Origin of the sequence: Ruegeria sp. B32 (genome assembly GCF_025141855.1) — a bacterium.
Taxonomy (GTDB): Bacteria; Pseudomonadota; Alphaproteobacteria; order Rhodobacterales; family Rhodobacteraceae; genus Ruegeria; species Ruegeria arenilitoris.
This window is the reverse complement of record NZ_CP081106.1, coordinates 2,694,627-2,708,370: the sequence shown is the minus strand read 5'-3', so window position 1 is coordinate 2,708,370 and position 13,744 is coordinate 2,694,627. Positions and strand designations below refer to the sequence as shown.

At 64.0% G+C, this 13,744-nt stretch carries 14 protein-coding genes; 2 read left to right on the top strand and 12 right to left on the bottom strand.

The annotated features are described in order from the left end of the window. Positions 1–32: 32 nt before the first annotated feature. From argB to rpmH, 12 genes are all read right to left on the bottom strand, one after another. The gene (argB, locus tag K3752_RS13685) at positions 33–896 is read right to left on the bottom strand and encodes an acetylglutamate kinase (protein ID WP_170361663.1); all 864 of its coding nucleotides are present in this window, start codon (positions 894–896) and stop codon (positions 33–35) included. A gap of 155 nt (positions 897–1,051) precedes the next feature. Beyond that, positions 1,052–2,455, bottom strand: coding sequence for a PepSY domain-containing protein (locus tag K3752_RS13680; RefSeq protein ID WP_260063541.1), 1,404 nt, complete (start codon positions 2,453–2,455; stop codon positions 1,052–1,054). Between the two features lie 66 nt (positions 2,456–2,521). Continuing rightward, positions 2,522–2,878, bottom strand: coding sequence for a DUF2946 family protein (locus K3752_RS13675; protein ID WP_254430032.1), 357 nt, complete (start codon positions 2,876–2,878; stop codon positions 2,522–2,524). An 8-nt stretch (positions 2,879–2,886) separates the two neighbouring features. Beyond that, a complete protein-coding gene (gene yihA, locus K3752_RS13670) occupies positions 2,887–3,540 on the bottom strand; it encodes a ribosome biogenesis GTP-binding protein YihA/YsxC (RefSeq protein WP_260063539.1) in 654 nt (217 codons plus the stop codon). Continuing rightward, positions 3,537–4,274, bottom strand: coding sequence for an MOSC domain-containing protein (locus tag K3752_RS13665; protein WP_260063538.1), 738 nt, complete (start codon positions 4,272–4,274; stop codon positions 3,537–3,539). The genes yihA and K3752_RS13665 overlap by 4 nt, the downstream gene beginning before the upstream one ends. After that, positions 4,271–6,097: a membrane protein insertase YidC gene (yidC, locus tag K3752_RS13660; protein ID WP_260063537.1), complete on the bottom strand. Its 1,827-nt coding sequence runs from the start codon at positions 6,095–6,097 to the stop codon at positions 4,271–4,273. The genes K3752_RS13665 and yidC overlap by 4 nt, the downstream gene beginning before the upstream one ends. A 116-nt stretch (positions 6,098–6,213) precedes the next feature. Further along, positions 6,214–7,764, bottom strand: a complete 1,551-nt coding sequence (locus K3752_RS13655; RefSeq protein WP_260063536.1) for a bifunctional diguanylate cyclase/phosphodiesterase — start codon at positions 7,762–7,764, stop codon at positions 6,214–6,216. A gap of 68 nt (positions 7,765–7,832) precedes the next feature. Beyond that, a complete protein-coding gene (gene ttcA / locus K3752_RS13650) occupies positions 7,833–8,726 on the bottom strand; it encodes a tRNA 2-thiocytidine(32) synthetase TtcA (RefSeq protein ID WP_260063535.1) in 894 nt (297 codons plus the stop codon). A gap of 42 nt (positions 8,727–8,768) precedes the next feature. Further along, complete coding sequence (locus K3752_RS13645) at positions 8,769–10,391, bottom strand: acyl-CoA dehydrogenase family protein (RefSeq protein ID WP_260063534.1); 1,623 nt, start codon at positions 10,389–10,391, stop codon at positions 8,769–8,771. A 78-nt stretch (positions 10,392–10,469) separates the two neighbouring features. Continuing rightward, on the bottom strand, positions 10,470–10,709 hold the full coding sequence (yidD, locus tag K3752_RS13640; RefSeq protein WP_170342924.1) for a membrane protein insertion efficiency factor YidD: 240 nt from the start codon (positions 10,707–10,709) through the stop codon (positions 10,470–10,472). Beyond that, positions 10,706–11,128 carry a ribonuclease P protein component gene (gene rnpA, locus K3752_RS13635; RefSeq protein ID WP_260063533.1) on the bottom strand — a complete coding sequence of 141 codons (423 nt, stop codon included), beginning with the start codon at positions 11,126–11,128 and terminating at the stop codon, positions 10,706–10,708. The genes yidD and rnpA overlap by 4 nt, the downstream gene beginning before the upstream one ends. A 26-nt stretch (positions 11,129–11,154) precedes the next feature. Next, complete coding sequence (gene rpmH / locus K3752_RS13630) at positions 11,155–11,289, bottom strand: 50S ribosomal protein L34 (protein WP_005980833.1); 135 nt, start codon at positions 11,287–11,289, stop codon at positions 11,155–11,157. A 268-nt stretch (positions 11,290–11,557) separates the two neighbouring features. Here rpmH and K3752_RS13625 point away from each other — a divergent pair, with 268 nt between their 5' ends. Together K3752_RS13625 and K3752_RS13620 are read left to right on the top strand one after the other, a co-directional pair. Then, entirely contained in the window at positions 11,558–12,316 is a 759-nt protein-coding gene (locus K3752_RS13625; RefSeq protein WP_260063532.1) for a TVP38/TMEM64 family protein, read from the top strand. A gap of 3 nt (positions 12,317–12,319) precedes the next feature. Then, positions 12,320–13,738 (top strand): NAD(P)/FAD-dependent oxidoreductase, encoded by a 1,419-nt coding sequence (locus K3752_RS13620; protein ID WP_260063531.1) that lies wholly within the window; start codon positions 12,320–12,322, stop codon positions 13,736–13,738. Positions 13,739–13,744 lie beyond the last annotated feature (6 nt).

Genomic DNA, 13,744 nt, shown 5'->3' with positions numbered 1-13,744 from the left:
GAGTGTGAACTGCAAGGGTGGGCTTGCCCGCGTCAGTCGGGGCGGATCAAAGACCCCGCACCATGTTCGGTGAACAGTTCCAGCAGCACGGCATTGGGGGCGCGGCCATCCAGAATGACCACGGCGCGCACACCGCTGTGCAGCGCGTCCAGCGCGGTTTCGGTCTTAGGGATCATACCGCCGGCAATGGTGCCGTCGCGGGTCATTTCCCGGATCTGGCCCGCCTTCAGTTCGGTCACGACCTCTCCGGCGGCGTTCTTGACGCCCGATACGTCGGTCAGCAGCAGCAGGCGGTCGGCCTTCAGCGCCGAGGCAATCGCTCCGGCAGCGGTATCACCGTTCACGTTGAACGTCTCGCCATTGCGGCCCGCCCCCAGCGGAGCGATCACCGGGATTACGTCGTGCGAGAACAGGTCGTGCAGGATCTTGGGGTTCATTTCGGCGGGCGTGCCGACATAGCCCAGCGACGCATCGGTCTGCTCACAGGTCATCAGGTTGGCATCCTTGCCCGACAGGCCGACGGCCGTTCCACCCTGGGCATTGATGGCTTGCACGATGCGCTTGTTGACCACGCCGGACAAAACCATCTCGACCACTTCGACCGTGGCGGCATCGGTGACGCGCTTACCGTTCACGAAGTCCGACTGGATGTCCAGCTTGTCCAGCATCGCGTTGATCATCGGCCCGCCGCCATGCACGACCACCGGGTTCACGCCGACCTGACGCATCAGCACCACGTCGCGGGCAAAGCTCTCCATCGCTTCGTCGCTGCCCATGGCGTGCCCGCCCAGCTTGATCACGACGATTGCCCCGTCATAGCGCTGCAGATAGGGCAGGGCGCTGTTGAGCGTGGCGGCGGTGGCTATCCAATCCCGGTTCATGTCCTGTTTCTTCATGGCTGTCGTCCCTCTGGCCTTCCCTGTTAGGGCCTTTGGCCGGACCTGCCAAGCCCGGAACGGGTAGGCCGCAGGTTTTGTTGCGTGGCGCGCCAAAAGGGGGACGCTGTCGCGCCACGCAGACGGGCGGACCCCAGGGGCACCGCCCGAACCGGTCAACTGAATGCGCGCCGAACCGCGGGGATGTTGCTGACCACCAGCAGGTCGACGGCCAGCACCGCAAACAGCGTCAGCCCGACCAGCGGAAAGGCCATGGCCGTGAACAGCCCGACCAGCACCGCGCCCTTCCACAGGGGCATCTCAGACGGCATCGGCGGCGCCGCCAGACGGCTGGCGCCGGAGGGCCGCCGCTTGATCCACATGACCACGCCGGACACGCAGACAAAGATCACCGATAGGCAGAACACCACGTTCAGGACAAAGTTCCACAGACCCGCCAGACCCATATGCAGAGGAATGCCCACCGCCATTGCCTTGCCCATCAGCGAGTAGTCCTGAAACCGCACGTCGGCCAGGATCTTGCCGGTGTACTGGTCGACATGGACGGTGCGGTCCTCGGTGGCGTCGGTCGAATCGCCGCTCATGCTGTCGCGGTTCAGGGTCCAGACGCCCGTGTCTCCGTTGGGATAGGCGACGCGGAACCGGTTCTGCATGCCCAGGGACTCACCCAGCGCAACCATCGCATCGATATTGACCGGAACACCCGTCGGGACCCCGGCAACGCCTGCCTCCGAACCCGAGGCCGGCATCGGTGTCTGTTCCAGCGCCCAGGGCACGTCGTTCTGGCTGCCGTGGTTCATGCTGGCATGCAGGTCGTCCGACAGTGGGACGTCGTCCCATTTCTCGGCTGGAAAGCTGCTCCAGGCCTGCACGAACTTGCCGCCCCAGATCCCGGTCCAGGACATGCCCGAGATCAGGAACCCGACCAGCAACAGCGACATCCAGAACCCGGTGACCGCGTGCAGAGATTTCCACAGGGCCCGGCCCCGCGCCCGCAGGTCGGGCACCAGGGCCGCCACCACGTTGCCGCGCGGCCACCACATGTAAAGGCCGGTGAACACCAGCAGCAGCGCCATCCCGGCCGCGATTTCCAGAATCCGGTCGCCGGTATCGCCCATCAGCAGGGTCGAGTGGATGTTGTCGGCCAGATCGTACCACCCCGCGCGGCGGTCCCAGACCTGGATCACCTCGCCGGAATACTGGTCGATCGCCACCATGCGCTGGCCGGTTTCGGCCTTGACGCGGAACACGGTTGCCAGATCCGGCGCCTTGGGGCCGATCCATTCGACCACGCGGCCCGGAACGCGGGCCTGCACCAGATCGGCCAGTTCGGATGCGGGCATCGCCTGGCCCGTGATCTCGACCGCGATCTTTTCTCCGTCGCGGCCATCGGTTTGGGTAATGAACATCATCATCAGGCCGGTCACCGCCAGGATGATCAGGAAGGGGACAACAAAAAGCCCCGCATAGAAGTGCCACCGCCAGGCGGCCATGTAGAATTTTTGCGCATGCTCGCGCCGGGCCGCCTGCGCGCCCCCGGTTTGGCTGTCTTGTGCCATTTCAGTCTCCAGAAATTCGGAACGTCCCCGGCCGGGCGGCCGAGGTTTCAGGTCTTGTTCGCGGATTCAGGAGAGGTGGGGCGGACCCCGCGCGTCATACCGGGCGTGGAACCCGGCGCTGTGATGGGTGAAATCCACATGCGCCCAACGCGCGGCAATCGGCCAGTCGGCGGGCAGTACCGTTCCCACTTCGGCCAATTGGCCTGCCAGAACAATCCCGCCATAGGGGCAGGCGCTTCGTTCGGCGGTTTCGTTGTGGTCCGGGGCGTCCTCGCCCGGATCGATCCAGCGCTCGACCGGGCCGTCGCCGGTGCAGATCACCATCAGGATCGCCCCGTCCGAGCTGCGCGTGGGCATCCAGCCCATCGGGATTGTACCGGCTACCATCACGGCAACCAGCGTCAGCACCGAAATGACGCGCATCCGCAGCATCATTCCAAATTGGCGATGATCGAACGCAGCGTCGGGATGCCGTCGCCCTTCTCGGACGAGGTCAGCACGATCTCGGGATAAGCGGCGGGGTGCTTGGACAGGGCGCCCCGCACCTGTTCCAGAATCTTTGCGCGGTCCTTGGCCTTGACCTTGTCGGCCTTGGTCATCACGCATTGAAAGGTCACGGCGCTGGTGTCCAGCAGTTTCATGATCTCGTCATCCACGGGTTTCACGCCGTGGCGGGAATCGATCAGCACGAAGGCCCGGCGCAGGGTCTGCCGTCCGCTCAGATACTGTTTCAGCAGGCGCTGCCATTTCTCGACCACCTTGACCGGCGCGTTGGCATAGCCATAGCCGGGCAGGTCAACCAGATACAGGTCGGGGCCCTGGGTGAAGAAGTTGATCTCTTGCGTGCGGCCCGGCGTGTTCGAGGCGCGCGCCAACCCTTTGGTGCCGGTCAGAGCGTTGATCAGGCTGGATTTACCAACGTTCGAGCGGCCGGCGAAACAGACCTCAAGCCGGTCGGGGGCGGGCAGGCCGTTCATCGCCACCACGCCCTTGACGAACTCGGACGGTCCGGCAAACAGTTTGCGGCCGGCCTCTTTTGCGTGGTCGTCGGGATCGGCCGCCAGAGGAAATGGCAGAGCTTTCATAGAACCTGCACCTTGTCTCCGGGGCGGATTGTGCCTTGGCGAATTACTTCGGCGTATACTCCGAAATCCTGATGGTCCCAGCTGTGCAGAGCGCCCAGCGTATCCGCGTCCCGCACTCCGGTGCCGGGGTTCGCAGTCGTTGCCATGCAGCGTGTAATCCGTTCGCGCACGTTAAATACGGCCTCGCCGATCTGCACATCCTTATCCAGCCAATCGAATTCTTCCCACAGAGGAAGGCCATCGAACCAGATGTTGCCACGCCAGCGGCAGATCGACAGTTCGCGGCCCAGACGCTGCTCGACCGCCCGGTGCGAGGCCATGTTGCACAGGCTGACCGAGGGATAGTCACTGTCGGTCATACCACGGCCAGGAACCCGGACGATCCGTGCCGATGCGGCGCGGTCGGCGGGCATCAGCGGGCGGACCCACTCCAGAAACAGGTCTTGTTCTGTGTCCGGGTGGAAGGTCAGATCGGGCCGATCCGGGTGGCTGAGAGTCACGCGATCCCCGTCCAGAACGGCCGATATCGCCATCAGCTGGGGCGCCTTCGAGCCGCGGCTGAAATTGGCGCAGGGCGCCCACTCGGATCCGTCGGCCTTGGACATCTCATGCGCCACCGCCCAAACGCGATCCCCGGGCATGGTCTGCCCGGGGATAACGGTGACTTCCTGCAGGGATTCCCTGCCATGGCTCTTGATCGGATGGCGCCAGATCTGCGTGACTTGTCCGGTCATTTCTTGTCCGTCTTGGGGGTTTTCTTGAACCCCGACTTGATGTTGCCAAACACATCCGGCGTATAGCCCTGGCTGCGCATGATCAGGTATTGCTGGGTGAACGTTATGGTGTTGTTTGCGATCCAGTAAACGACCAGCCCGCTGGCAAAGCTGCCCAGCATGAACATGAATACCCATGGCATCCAGGCAAAGATCATGGCCTGGGTCGCGTCGGTGGGCGCCGGGTTCAGCTTTTGCTGCAGCCACATCGAGATCCCCAGCAGCAGCGGCAGGATGCCGATGAAGATCGTCGCCATCAGCGTGCCCGGCTCAGGTCCGGCCCACGGCAGCCAGCCGAAGAAGTTGATGATCGAGGTCGGATCCGGTGCACTCAGGTCCCGGAAAGGACCGAACCAGGGGGCTTGCCGAAGTTCGATGGTGACGAAGATCACCTTGTAGAGAGAAAAGAAGATCGGGATCTGCATCAGGATCGGCAGACAGCCGGCGGCCGGGTTGACCTTTTCCTTTTTGTACAGCTCCATCATGCCCTGCTGCATCTTCTGGCGGTCGTCGCCAGCAGCTTCTTTCAGGGCTTCCATCTGTGGTTGCAGTTCCTTCATCTTCGCCATCGAGACGTAGGATTTGAACGCCAGCGGGAACAGGATTGCCTTGATGATCAGGGTCAGCCCGATGATCGACCAACCCATGTTGCCGATCAGGGCGTTGATGTTGTGCAGCAGCCAGAAGATCGGCTTGGTCAGGAAGAAGAACCAACCCCAGTCAATGCTGTCGATAAACTTCTGAACGCCCAGGGCCTGATATTCGCGGATGGTCTCCCATTCCTTGGCCCCGGCAAACAGCCGGGTGGTAACCTCGGCGGATTCGCCGGGGGCAACCGTCATCGTCGGCAACACCGTTTCCGCTTGGTAGATCTTCCGACGCGCGTCATATTTCGCGGCCGCCTTGAAAGCCGACCCCGGATCGGGGATCAGCGTGGTCATCCAATAGTGGTCGGTAAAGCCGATCCAGCCGTTTTCCTTGACCTGATAGACCTCGGCCTGTGCCCGTTCGTTGGGGTCGATGTCGAAATCGCGGACATCGCCATAGTCGACCTCGGACAGGGTCCCGTCGGCCATGCCGATCACACCTTCATGCAGGATGAAGAAGTTCTTCAACCCCGGCAGATCGCCATCCTCGCCGATGCCGTGGCGGGCCAGAATGCCGTATGGGGCCATTCCGACCTCGGCTCCGGTGCCGTTTTCGACGGATTGGGTCACGGTGAACATGTAATCCGCATCCACACCGATCGTGCGGCGGAATGTCAGGCCCGCGCCATTTTCCCATTTCAGGGTTACGGGGCTGTCTACCGACAGAGTCTCGCCCTGTTCCAGCGTCCAGATGGTATTCGGGCCCGGCACGTCCGAGCCAGCCAAACCGGCTCCGGGCGCCCACCCGTAGAGGGCGTAGTAGGCCGAATTGGACCCGACGGGCGACAGCAGTTCGACGATTGGCGCGCCTTCGTCGATCGAGACCTTGTAGTCTTTCAGATACAGTTCGTCGATCCGTCCACCCGAAAGCGACAGGCTGCCCGACAGACGCGGCGTGTCGATTTGGATCCGCGGCGCGGTGGCTTCCGGCAGGGTTTCCTCTGCGGTGGCGGTTGCCTCGCCGACAGTCGTGCTTCCGGCGCTGGGCGTCTGAATCTCTTCCCTCTCCGAGGCGCTGATCCCGGCCTGCTCAGGTGTTGTGGTCGGTTCCGGCGGAGGGAACAGCACAAACCAGACCAGGATCACAAGGAAACTAAGCGCGGTTGCAAGGATGAGATTCTTGTTCTGATCGTCCATCTGGGACAGCCACCTTGAGCAGTGAAAGACACCGCAGGGTTCAACAGAGTGCAGCCCAAAAGGTCAAGCGGAATCGCCCCGGAAATCGTGAGTGTAGGGCAATCCAGTCCCCGAAATCAGGATTTCCGGCCCATTTCGCGACCAATCCGCGGTGCGCCTCCCAGTTTCGCGCGGCGGTCCTTGATCCAGTCGAGCGTATGCTCGACCGGCATCGGCTTGCCGACCCCAAAGCCTTGGACATGGTGACACCCCAATTGTGCCATCAGCGCGTGCTCGCCGGGGGTTTCCACCCCCTCGGCCAGGGTTTCAAGGTTCAACCTCTCGGCCATCATCAGAATGGCGCTGACCATTTGCTGCTGGGACGGATCCCGATCCGCATTGGACACGAAAGACCGGTCGATCTTGATGCGGGAGACATCAAAGCGTTTGATCGACGAGAATGATGCGTGACCAGTGCCGAAATCGTCCAGGTCGATGCAACAGCCGAGCTTGGACAACTGGGTCACGTTGCGGGTGATGACATCATCGGGGCGGCGCGAAAAAACGGTTTCAAGGATTTCCACGGCCAGCCGGTCCGGCGAAAGGTCGAACTGGTCCAACTCCCATCGCACTCGGTCAACAAGTGAGGGGTCCCGCAATTCGTCCGACGAAAAGTTGATGCCGATCCGAGGAATGACGGCACCAGCGCAGTCCCAGTCACGCATCGCGCGAAAGGCGTGGTGGCGGATCGTCTGGCCCAGCTTGTCCATCAGCTTGGCCTGTTCGGCAAAAGGCAGAAACACCTGCGGCCCGACAACTCCCTTGGAAGGGTGCTCCCATCGAGCAAGGGCCTCAAACCCGGTGATATCGCCGGTGTCCGTTGAAACCTGTGGCTGAAACCATGGGCGGATCTGACCGGTTTCCAGAGCGGTCTCCAACTCCTTGCGGAAATTGATATGGGCGACTGATCTGCGTCGCGTGGCCTCGGAGAAGGCGCGGATCGTGGAAGGCCCGTTCCGATGTGCTTCGGCCAGCGCGGCCCGAGCGGCCTCGATCCAGCTGTCCGGCGCTTCATCGGCAACGGCAGAGTACAGGCAAAATCCGGCGGAGCAGGACAGATAGAGGCTGGCATTGTCCAAAGGGATCGGTTCTTCCACCGTGCTTTGTATGCGGCCCGAGGTCTGGATGCAGCTTTCCAAGTCCAGATGCCGTGAGGGGCGCAACCCGATCAGAAACGTGTTTCTCGACAGGCGTGTTGCAATGTCCTCGCTTCGGATCACCGCCAGGATGCGGTCGCAGAAGCGCCCTGCCACATAGCCGGCTGCCGCGGTTCCGTGCAGCTCTTCGATATCGTCGAAATCATCCAGTGACACAACGATGCAGGCTGAATCCTCTCCGGTTGCCCGCGATGTGCTGTGCAAATACTCCATCTCGGCGTAGAAAACATCACGTGGTAACAGTCCCCTGGGCCGCATGTGCGTCGCCGAACCAAGACCCACACCCGGTTGCAGCCGTTGGGCGGCCGAAAACAACAAGGGCAGCCCCAGGGCGACAACGACCAACGCCGTGTCGCCGCCCAGCCAGAAAGCAGCCAGGCACAATGCAGGTACGAATGCCAAAACCTGCGGCATTGCCAGAACGGTCAGCAGAGCATTCTGGAGACTCTGGGGTGAGAATTTTTTCAGCATCGATTCCGGCCTTCCAATTGCGCGAACTGCGTCCAATGGGAGGCTAGGAAATCAATCTGAGCCAGACGTTAACGCAGAAGCGGAATCTCTTCCGGATTTTCGCCGTTTTTGCCGGGGTCCAGCATCAGGCCGGCAAAATCGAAAAGTTTCGAGTCCAGAAGGTGCGAAGGCCGAGCATTGGTAAGCGCACGGAACATCACCTGCCGGCGTCCGGGGCTGTTCTTTTCCCATTGGTCCAGAATCTGTTTGACCTGCTGGCGTTGCAGGCCGTCCTGGCTGCCGCACAGGTCGCAGGGGATGATCGGATAGTTCATCGCCTTGGCGAATTTCTCGCAATCGGCCTCGGCCACATGGGCCAGCGGGCGATAGACGAACAGGTCGCCTTCTTCGTTCACCAGTTTCGGGGGCATGGTCGCCAGACGGCCGCCGTGGAACAGGTTCATGAAGAAGGTTTCCAGGATGTCATCGCGGTGATGCCCCAGCACCACGGCCGAGCACCCTTCCTCGCGCGCGATCCGGTACAGGTTGCCGCGGCGCAGGCGCGAGCACAGCGCGCAATAGGTGCGGCCCTGCGGCACCTTGTCGACCACGATGGAATAGGTGTCCTGGTACTCGATCCGGTGCGGCACGCCCATCTGTTCCAGAAACTCGGGCAGCACGGTGGCCGGAAAGCCCGGCTGCCCCTGATCCAGATTGCAAGCCAGCAGGTCCACGGGCAGCAGGCCGCGCCATTTCAACTCGTACAGAACGGCCAGCAGGGTATAGCTGTCCTTGCCGCCGGACAGGCAAACCAGCCAGCGCGGCGGCTTGCCGTCCTTGTCATGAGCCGACGGGTCAACCATGCCGTATTGCTCGATCGCCTCGCGCGTCTGGCGCACGATGCGTTTGCGCAGCTTCTTGAACTCGGTGGTCGAGGGCGCACCGGCAAACAGCGGATGGATATCGTCGGCTTCGTCGAACATGCGCAGCCCCTACCGCAGATGCGCCGGCCGGGCAAGGCCCGCCTAGCCGGACAGCCGGCCCAGCAGGGCGTCGGTGTCCAGCCCGGAGACCGATCCGGGAATGCGCCCGCTTTCGCCCAGAACCCGGGTGGCGATGTATCCATCGGCCACCGCACCGGGCGCGTGGCGCAGCAGCAGTGCGGCGGTGAGCAGATGCGCGGTGGCCTCGGCGAACCAGCGGGCCTCGGCCTCGGGGGGCAGGGTCGGCCAACGGTCGCGATGCGCCTTCAGCGCGGCGTCATAGCGGCGGTCGGCTCCGGTTGCCGCGTCCAGTTCGGCCTGCACGGTCTGGGCGGCCAGCGGGTCGCGCGCAAGGCTGCGCAGAATGTCCAGGCAGATCACGTTGCCAGACCCCTCCCAGATGCCGTTCAGGGGCGCTTCGCGATAGATCATCGGCATCGGCGTGTCGTCGACATAGCCCATACCGCCCAGCACCTCCATCGCCTCGACCGCAACGACGGGGCAGCGCTTGTTCGACAGGAACTTGGCAAGCGCCACCCCGATCCGGGCAAAGGCGCGGTCTTCGGCAGTGTCCCCGTCAAAGGCGCGGGCCACGCGCAGGCCGAGGGTCAGCGCGCCTTCCCAGTCCAGTACCAGATCGGCCAGAACGGCGCGCATCAGTGGCTGGTCGATCAGGCGGCGCTGAAAGGCGCTGCGGTGGCTGACCCAGTGATGCGCCTCGGACAGGGCCGCGCGCATCAGGCCGGCGGGAGCCATTGCGGTGTCGAGCCGGGTGTGATGCACCATCTCGATGATCGTGCGCACGCCGGCCCCCTCATCCCCCAGCTGATAGGCCAGCGCGTCATGGAACTCGACCTCGGACGAGGCGTTGGCGCGGTTGCCCAGCTTGTCCTTGAGGCGCATCAGATGGATGGCGTTGCGCTCGCCTTCCAGCCAGCGGGGCAGCAGAAAACAGGTCAGCCCGCCCGGTGTCTGCGCCAGCGTGAGGAACCCGTCGGACATCGGGGCCGAGCAGAACCATTTGTGGCCGCGCAGCCGCCAAGCCTCACCGTCGCGAGTGGCGGTGGTGGTATTGGCGCGCACGTCCGAGCCGCCCTGTTTCTCGGTCATCGCCATGCCCAAGGTTGCCGAGCGTTTTTCTCCGATCGGGCGGGGGGCTTGGTCATAAGCGTCTGCGGTCAGTTTCGGGCGCCAGACTTCGGCCAGTTCGGGGTTGGCGGCCAGCGCCGGCACGGCGGCGTAGGTCATGGTCAGCGGGCAGCAATGGCCCGGCTCGACCTGGCTGGCCAGATAGACCATCGCGGCATGGGTGGCGTGACCGCCCGGTGCTCCGTCCCAGGCAAGCGCGGCATAGCCTGCCGATTGGCTCAGATCCATCACGTGATGATAGGCCGGGTGGAACCGCACCTCGTCCAGGCGGCGGCCACCTCGGTCAAACAGGCGGAGTTCGGGCGGGTGCAGGTTGGCGTCGCGCCCGGCGTCGCGCGTTTCGGCTCGGCCCAGAGCGGCCCCGTAGGCGGCCAGCGGGGCCGCCCGCGCCCCGGCGCGCGTGGCGCAGTCCCTCAGAACCGGGTCCGAGGTCCACAGGTCAACGTCGCCGCGCTCGGGCGGTTGGTTCGTCACCTCATGCGTGGGCAGACACTGGCGGGCGTTGGATCTGGACATGGGCGCCTCGGACGGTTGTTGCTGAAACCGATGTTCAGCGGCGCACCCCCCTTGGGTCAAGCGTGACGGGGTGTCAGATCAGGGCGCGTCGGGTTTGTCGTCGGGCACCGGGTCATAGCCGTCGTCGCCCCAGGGGTGGCAGCGCCCGATGCGGCGCGCGGCCAGCCATGCGCCCTTGATCGGGCCGTGCTTTTCCAGCGCTTCCAGCGCATAGGCCGAGCAGGTCGGCTGATAACGGCAGTTGAACCCCACCCACGGGCTGAAGATCAGCCGGTAGGCCCGGATTGGCAGCGCGAGGATATGGGCAAGCAGGGTCATTTGCGCGGGCTGTGGATCTTGCGCAGGGCCTGGCGCAGATCGTCCAGCAAGGCGTCAAAGGGGCGGGCGGCGGTCACCTCGGCCCGTCCGATCAGGACGTAATCCCACCCGTCCCGGCCATGGTCCGGCAGAACGGCGCGGGCCGTCTCGCGCAGGCGGCGCTTGGCCCGGTTGCGGGCTACGGCATTGCCGACCTTTTTCGAGCAGGTGAAACCGACGCGAATGCCCTCGGCCTCATCCGGCGCGCGCTTGCGGGCCTGCACCATCATGGAAGGCGTGCCCTGTCGTCGGGCCCGTGCGGCCCTGAGGAAATCGCTGCGCTTGCGCAGCACCGACAGAGCAGGCGCGCAAACGGACGCCGCCGGGGGCATATCCCCGGGGTGGTCAGTGCCATCCACAGGGGCCTCCGGCGGCGTCATGTTCAAAACCTGAAAGGTCGCGCGGTTTATGCGCTCAGCGACTTGCGGCCGCGGGCACGGCGAGCGTTCAGGATCTTGCGGCCGGCCTTGGTGGCCATGCGCGCGCGGAAACCGTGGCGGCGTTTGCGAACCAGGTTCGAAGGCTGATAGGTGCGTTTCATCGCTCCGTCTCCAATCTTTGGCGGTCGGGTGCGGCGCGGATTCGCCTGCCCGTGGTGTTCGAAGCCCGTCCTCTACTGGGAACCGGCGGGCAAGTCAAACCCCATCGCATGGGTTTTCGTGCCTTTTGCAACAATTCTGTCGGGCGACCGGGCAAAAGTTTCAGAATCAGCCCGAGGATGGCGGATTTCTCACATTGAACCGGTGCGTGTTCAACCCGGCGTGAGGACCCTGTTGCACAGAGGGTCAAGTGCGCATCTTGTGGGGCAGATGAAGCATTCGAACCCGGACGACGAGATGACCGAAACCACCCAGGTGCCGCGCAGCGGGCTGGCGCGACATATTCCCCTGATCGTGATCCTGACGGTTGCCGTCATCGGGTTCTTTGCGCTGGGCGACTACCTGACCTTTGAAACCCTGCGCGACAATCGCGAGGCGCTGTTGGCCTGGCGCGATGCCAATTACTGGTCGTTGGCGGGCGTTTTCATCCTGGTTTACGTCCTGATCGTCACGTTTTCGCTGCCCGGTGCGGCCGTGGCCTCGATGACGGGCGGATTCCTGTTCGGCTTGTTCGCGGGCACCGTGTTCAACGTATTTGCCGCAACCGTGGGGGCCTCGGCGGTCTTTCTTGCGGCCCGCTGGGGGTTGGGCGAGGCGTTGACGGCGCGGCTGGAGGCCTCGGAGGGCACCGTCAAGCGAATCAAGGACGGGTTGCGCGAGAACGAGATCCCGGTGCTGTTCCTGATGCGGCTGGTGCCGGTGGTGCCGTTCTTCGTCGCCAATCTGGTGCCGGCGCTGGTGGGGGTGAAGTTCCGGAACTTTCTGCTGACCACGGCGCTGGGCATCATTCCGGGCGGCATCGTCTATACTTGGATCGGCGTCGGCCTGGGCGGCGTGTTCGACCGGGGCGAGACGCCAGACCTGTCGCTGCTGACCGAGCCGTTCGTGATCGGCCCGATCCTGGGGCTGTGTGCGCTGGCGGCTTTGCCGATTCTCCTCAAACTCATTCGCGGCCGAAGGGGCCTTTGATCCATGCAAGAGCTCAAGACCGACATCCTGGTGATCGGGGCCGGGTCGGGCGGCCTGTCGGTGGCTGCCGGGGCCAGCCAGATGGGCGCCGACGTGATCCTGCTGGAAGGGCACAAGATGGGTGGCGACTGCCTGAACTATGGCTGCGTCCCGTCCAAGGCCCTGCTGGCCAGCGCCAAGCTGTCCCATGCACAGAGCCATGCCGCGCCATTCGGCGTTGCCGACCACGCGCCGCAGGTGGACTATGCCGCCGCCAAGGATCATGTGCGGGACGTGATCGCGCAGATTGAGCCCATGGACAGCCAGGAACGGTTCGAAGGTTTCGGCGTGCGCGTCATTCGCGACTGGGGGACCTTTCTGTCGCCCAGGCAGGTTCAGGCCGGCGATTTCGTCATCACCGCCCGTCGCGTGGTGCTGGCCACGGGCTCGTCCCCGCTGGTGCCGCCGATCCCGGGGCTGGATGGCGTGCCGTTTGAGACCAACGAGACCATCTTCGACCTGCGCGACAAGCCCGACCACCTGCTGATCATCGGCGGGGGACCCATCGGCATGGAAATGGCGCAGGCCCATGTCCGGCTGGGCTGCAAGGTGACGGTGATCGAAGGCGCGCGGGCGCTGGGCAAGGATGACCCCGAGGCGGCCGCAGTGGTATTGGAGGCTCTGCGCGCCGAAGGGGTCGAAATTCTGGAACATGCAATGGTGGCCCGGGTGCGCGGGAAGGCCGGGGCGGTCGAGGTCGTCACCGAGGACGGCGCGGTCCATGCGGGCTCGCACCTGCTGCTTGCGGTGGGACGCAAGGCCAACATTGACCGCCTGAACCTGCAGGCTGCGGGGATCGACCAAACGCGCACGGGCATCAAGGTGGATGACAGCCTGCGCACCACCAACCGAAAGGTCTATGCGATCGGCGACGTCGCGGGCGGGCTGCAGTTCACCCATGTGGCGGGGTATCACGCCGGGGTCATCATCCGTTCGGCCCTGTTCGGGCTGCGGTCCAAGGCCAAGACGGCGCATATCCCCTGGGCAACCTATACCGACCCGGAATTGGCCCAGGTCGGCCTGACCGAGGCGCAGGCGCGCGACCGCCATGGCGACAGGGTCGAGATCGCCCGGTTCGACTATGCCCACAACGATCGCGCCGTGGCCGAACGCAAAACGACCGGGTTCATCAAGGTCATGGTCGTCAAGGGGCGCCCGGTGGGGGCCGCAATCGTGGGGCATCAGGCCGGCGAACTGATCAACTTGTGGTCTCTGGCGCTGGCCAATAACCTGAAGATGAGCCAGATCGCGGCGATGGTGTCGCCCTATCCCACGATCGGAGAGCTTAACAAACGGGTGGCGGGCGCCTATTTCTCGCCAAGACTGTTTGAGAATCAGATGGTTGAACGAGTGGTCAGGCTGGTCCAGCGCTGGATCCCCTGATCGGGA

Excerpts from the sequence above, each read along its gene's own strand:
- ttcA (WP_260063535.1), bottom strand. The coding sequence starts at position 8,726 with ATGTTCGACGAAGCCGACGATATCCATCCGCTGTTTGCCGGTGCGCCC.
- K3752_RS13620 (WP_260063531.1), top strand. The coding sequence starts at position 12,320 with ATGCAAGAGCTCAAGACCGACATCCTGGTGATCGGGGCCGGGTCGGGC.
- yidD (WP_170342924.1), bottom strand. The coding sequence starts at position 10,709 with ATGACCCTGCTTGCCCATATCCTCGCGCTGCCAATCCGGGCCTACCGG.
- K3752_RS13655 (WP_260063536.1), bottom strand. The coding sequence starts at position 7,764 with ATGCTGAAAAAATTCTCACCCCAGAGTCTCCAGAATGCTCTGCTGACC.
- K3752_RS13665 (WP_260063538.1), bottom strand. The coding sequence starts at position 4,274 with ATGACCGGACAAGTCACGCAGATCTGGCGCCATCCGATCAAGAGCCAT.
- K3752_RS13675 (WP_254430032.1), bottom strand. The coding sequence starts at position 2,878 with ATGCGCGTCATTTCGGTGCTGACGCTGGTTGCCGTGATGGTAGCCGGT.
- yihA (WP_260063539.1), bottom strand. The coding sequence starts at position 3,540 with ATGAAAGCTCTGCCATTTCCTCTGGCGGCCGATCCCGACGACCACGCA.
- rnpA (WP_260063533.1), bottom strand. The coding sequence starts at position 11,128 with ATGACGCCGCCGGAGGCCCCTGTGGATGGCACTGACCACCCCGGGGAT.
- K3752_RS13625 (WP_260063532.1), top strand. The coding sequence starts at position 11,558 with ATGAAGCATTCGAACCCGGACGACGAGATGACCGAAACCACCCAGGTG.
- K3752_RS13645 (WP_260063534.1), bottom strand. The coding sequence starts at position 10,391 with ATGTCCAGATCCAACGCCCGCCAGTGTCTGCCCACGCATGAGGTGACG.
- yidC (WP_260063537.1), bottom strand. The coding sequence starts at position 6,097 with ATGGACGATCAGAACAAGAATCTCATCCTTGCAACCGCGCTTAGTTTC.
- argB (WP_170361663.1), bottom strand. The coding sequence starts at position 896 with ATGAAGAAACAGGACATGAACCGGGATTGGATAGCCACCGCCGCCACG.
- K3752_RS13680 (WP_260063541.1), bottom strand. The coding sequence starts at position 2,455 with ATGGCACAAGACAGCCAAACCGGGGGCGCGCAGGCGGCCCGGCGCGAG.
- rpmH (WP_005980833.1), bottom strand. The coding sequence starts at position 11,289 with ATGAAACGCACCTATCAGCCTTCGAACCTGGTTCGCAAACGCCGCCAC.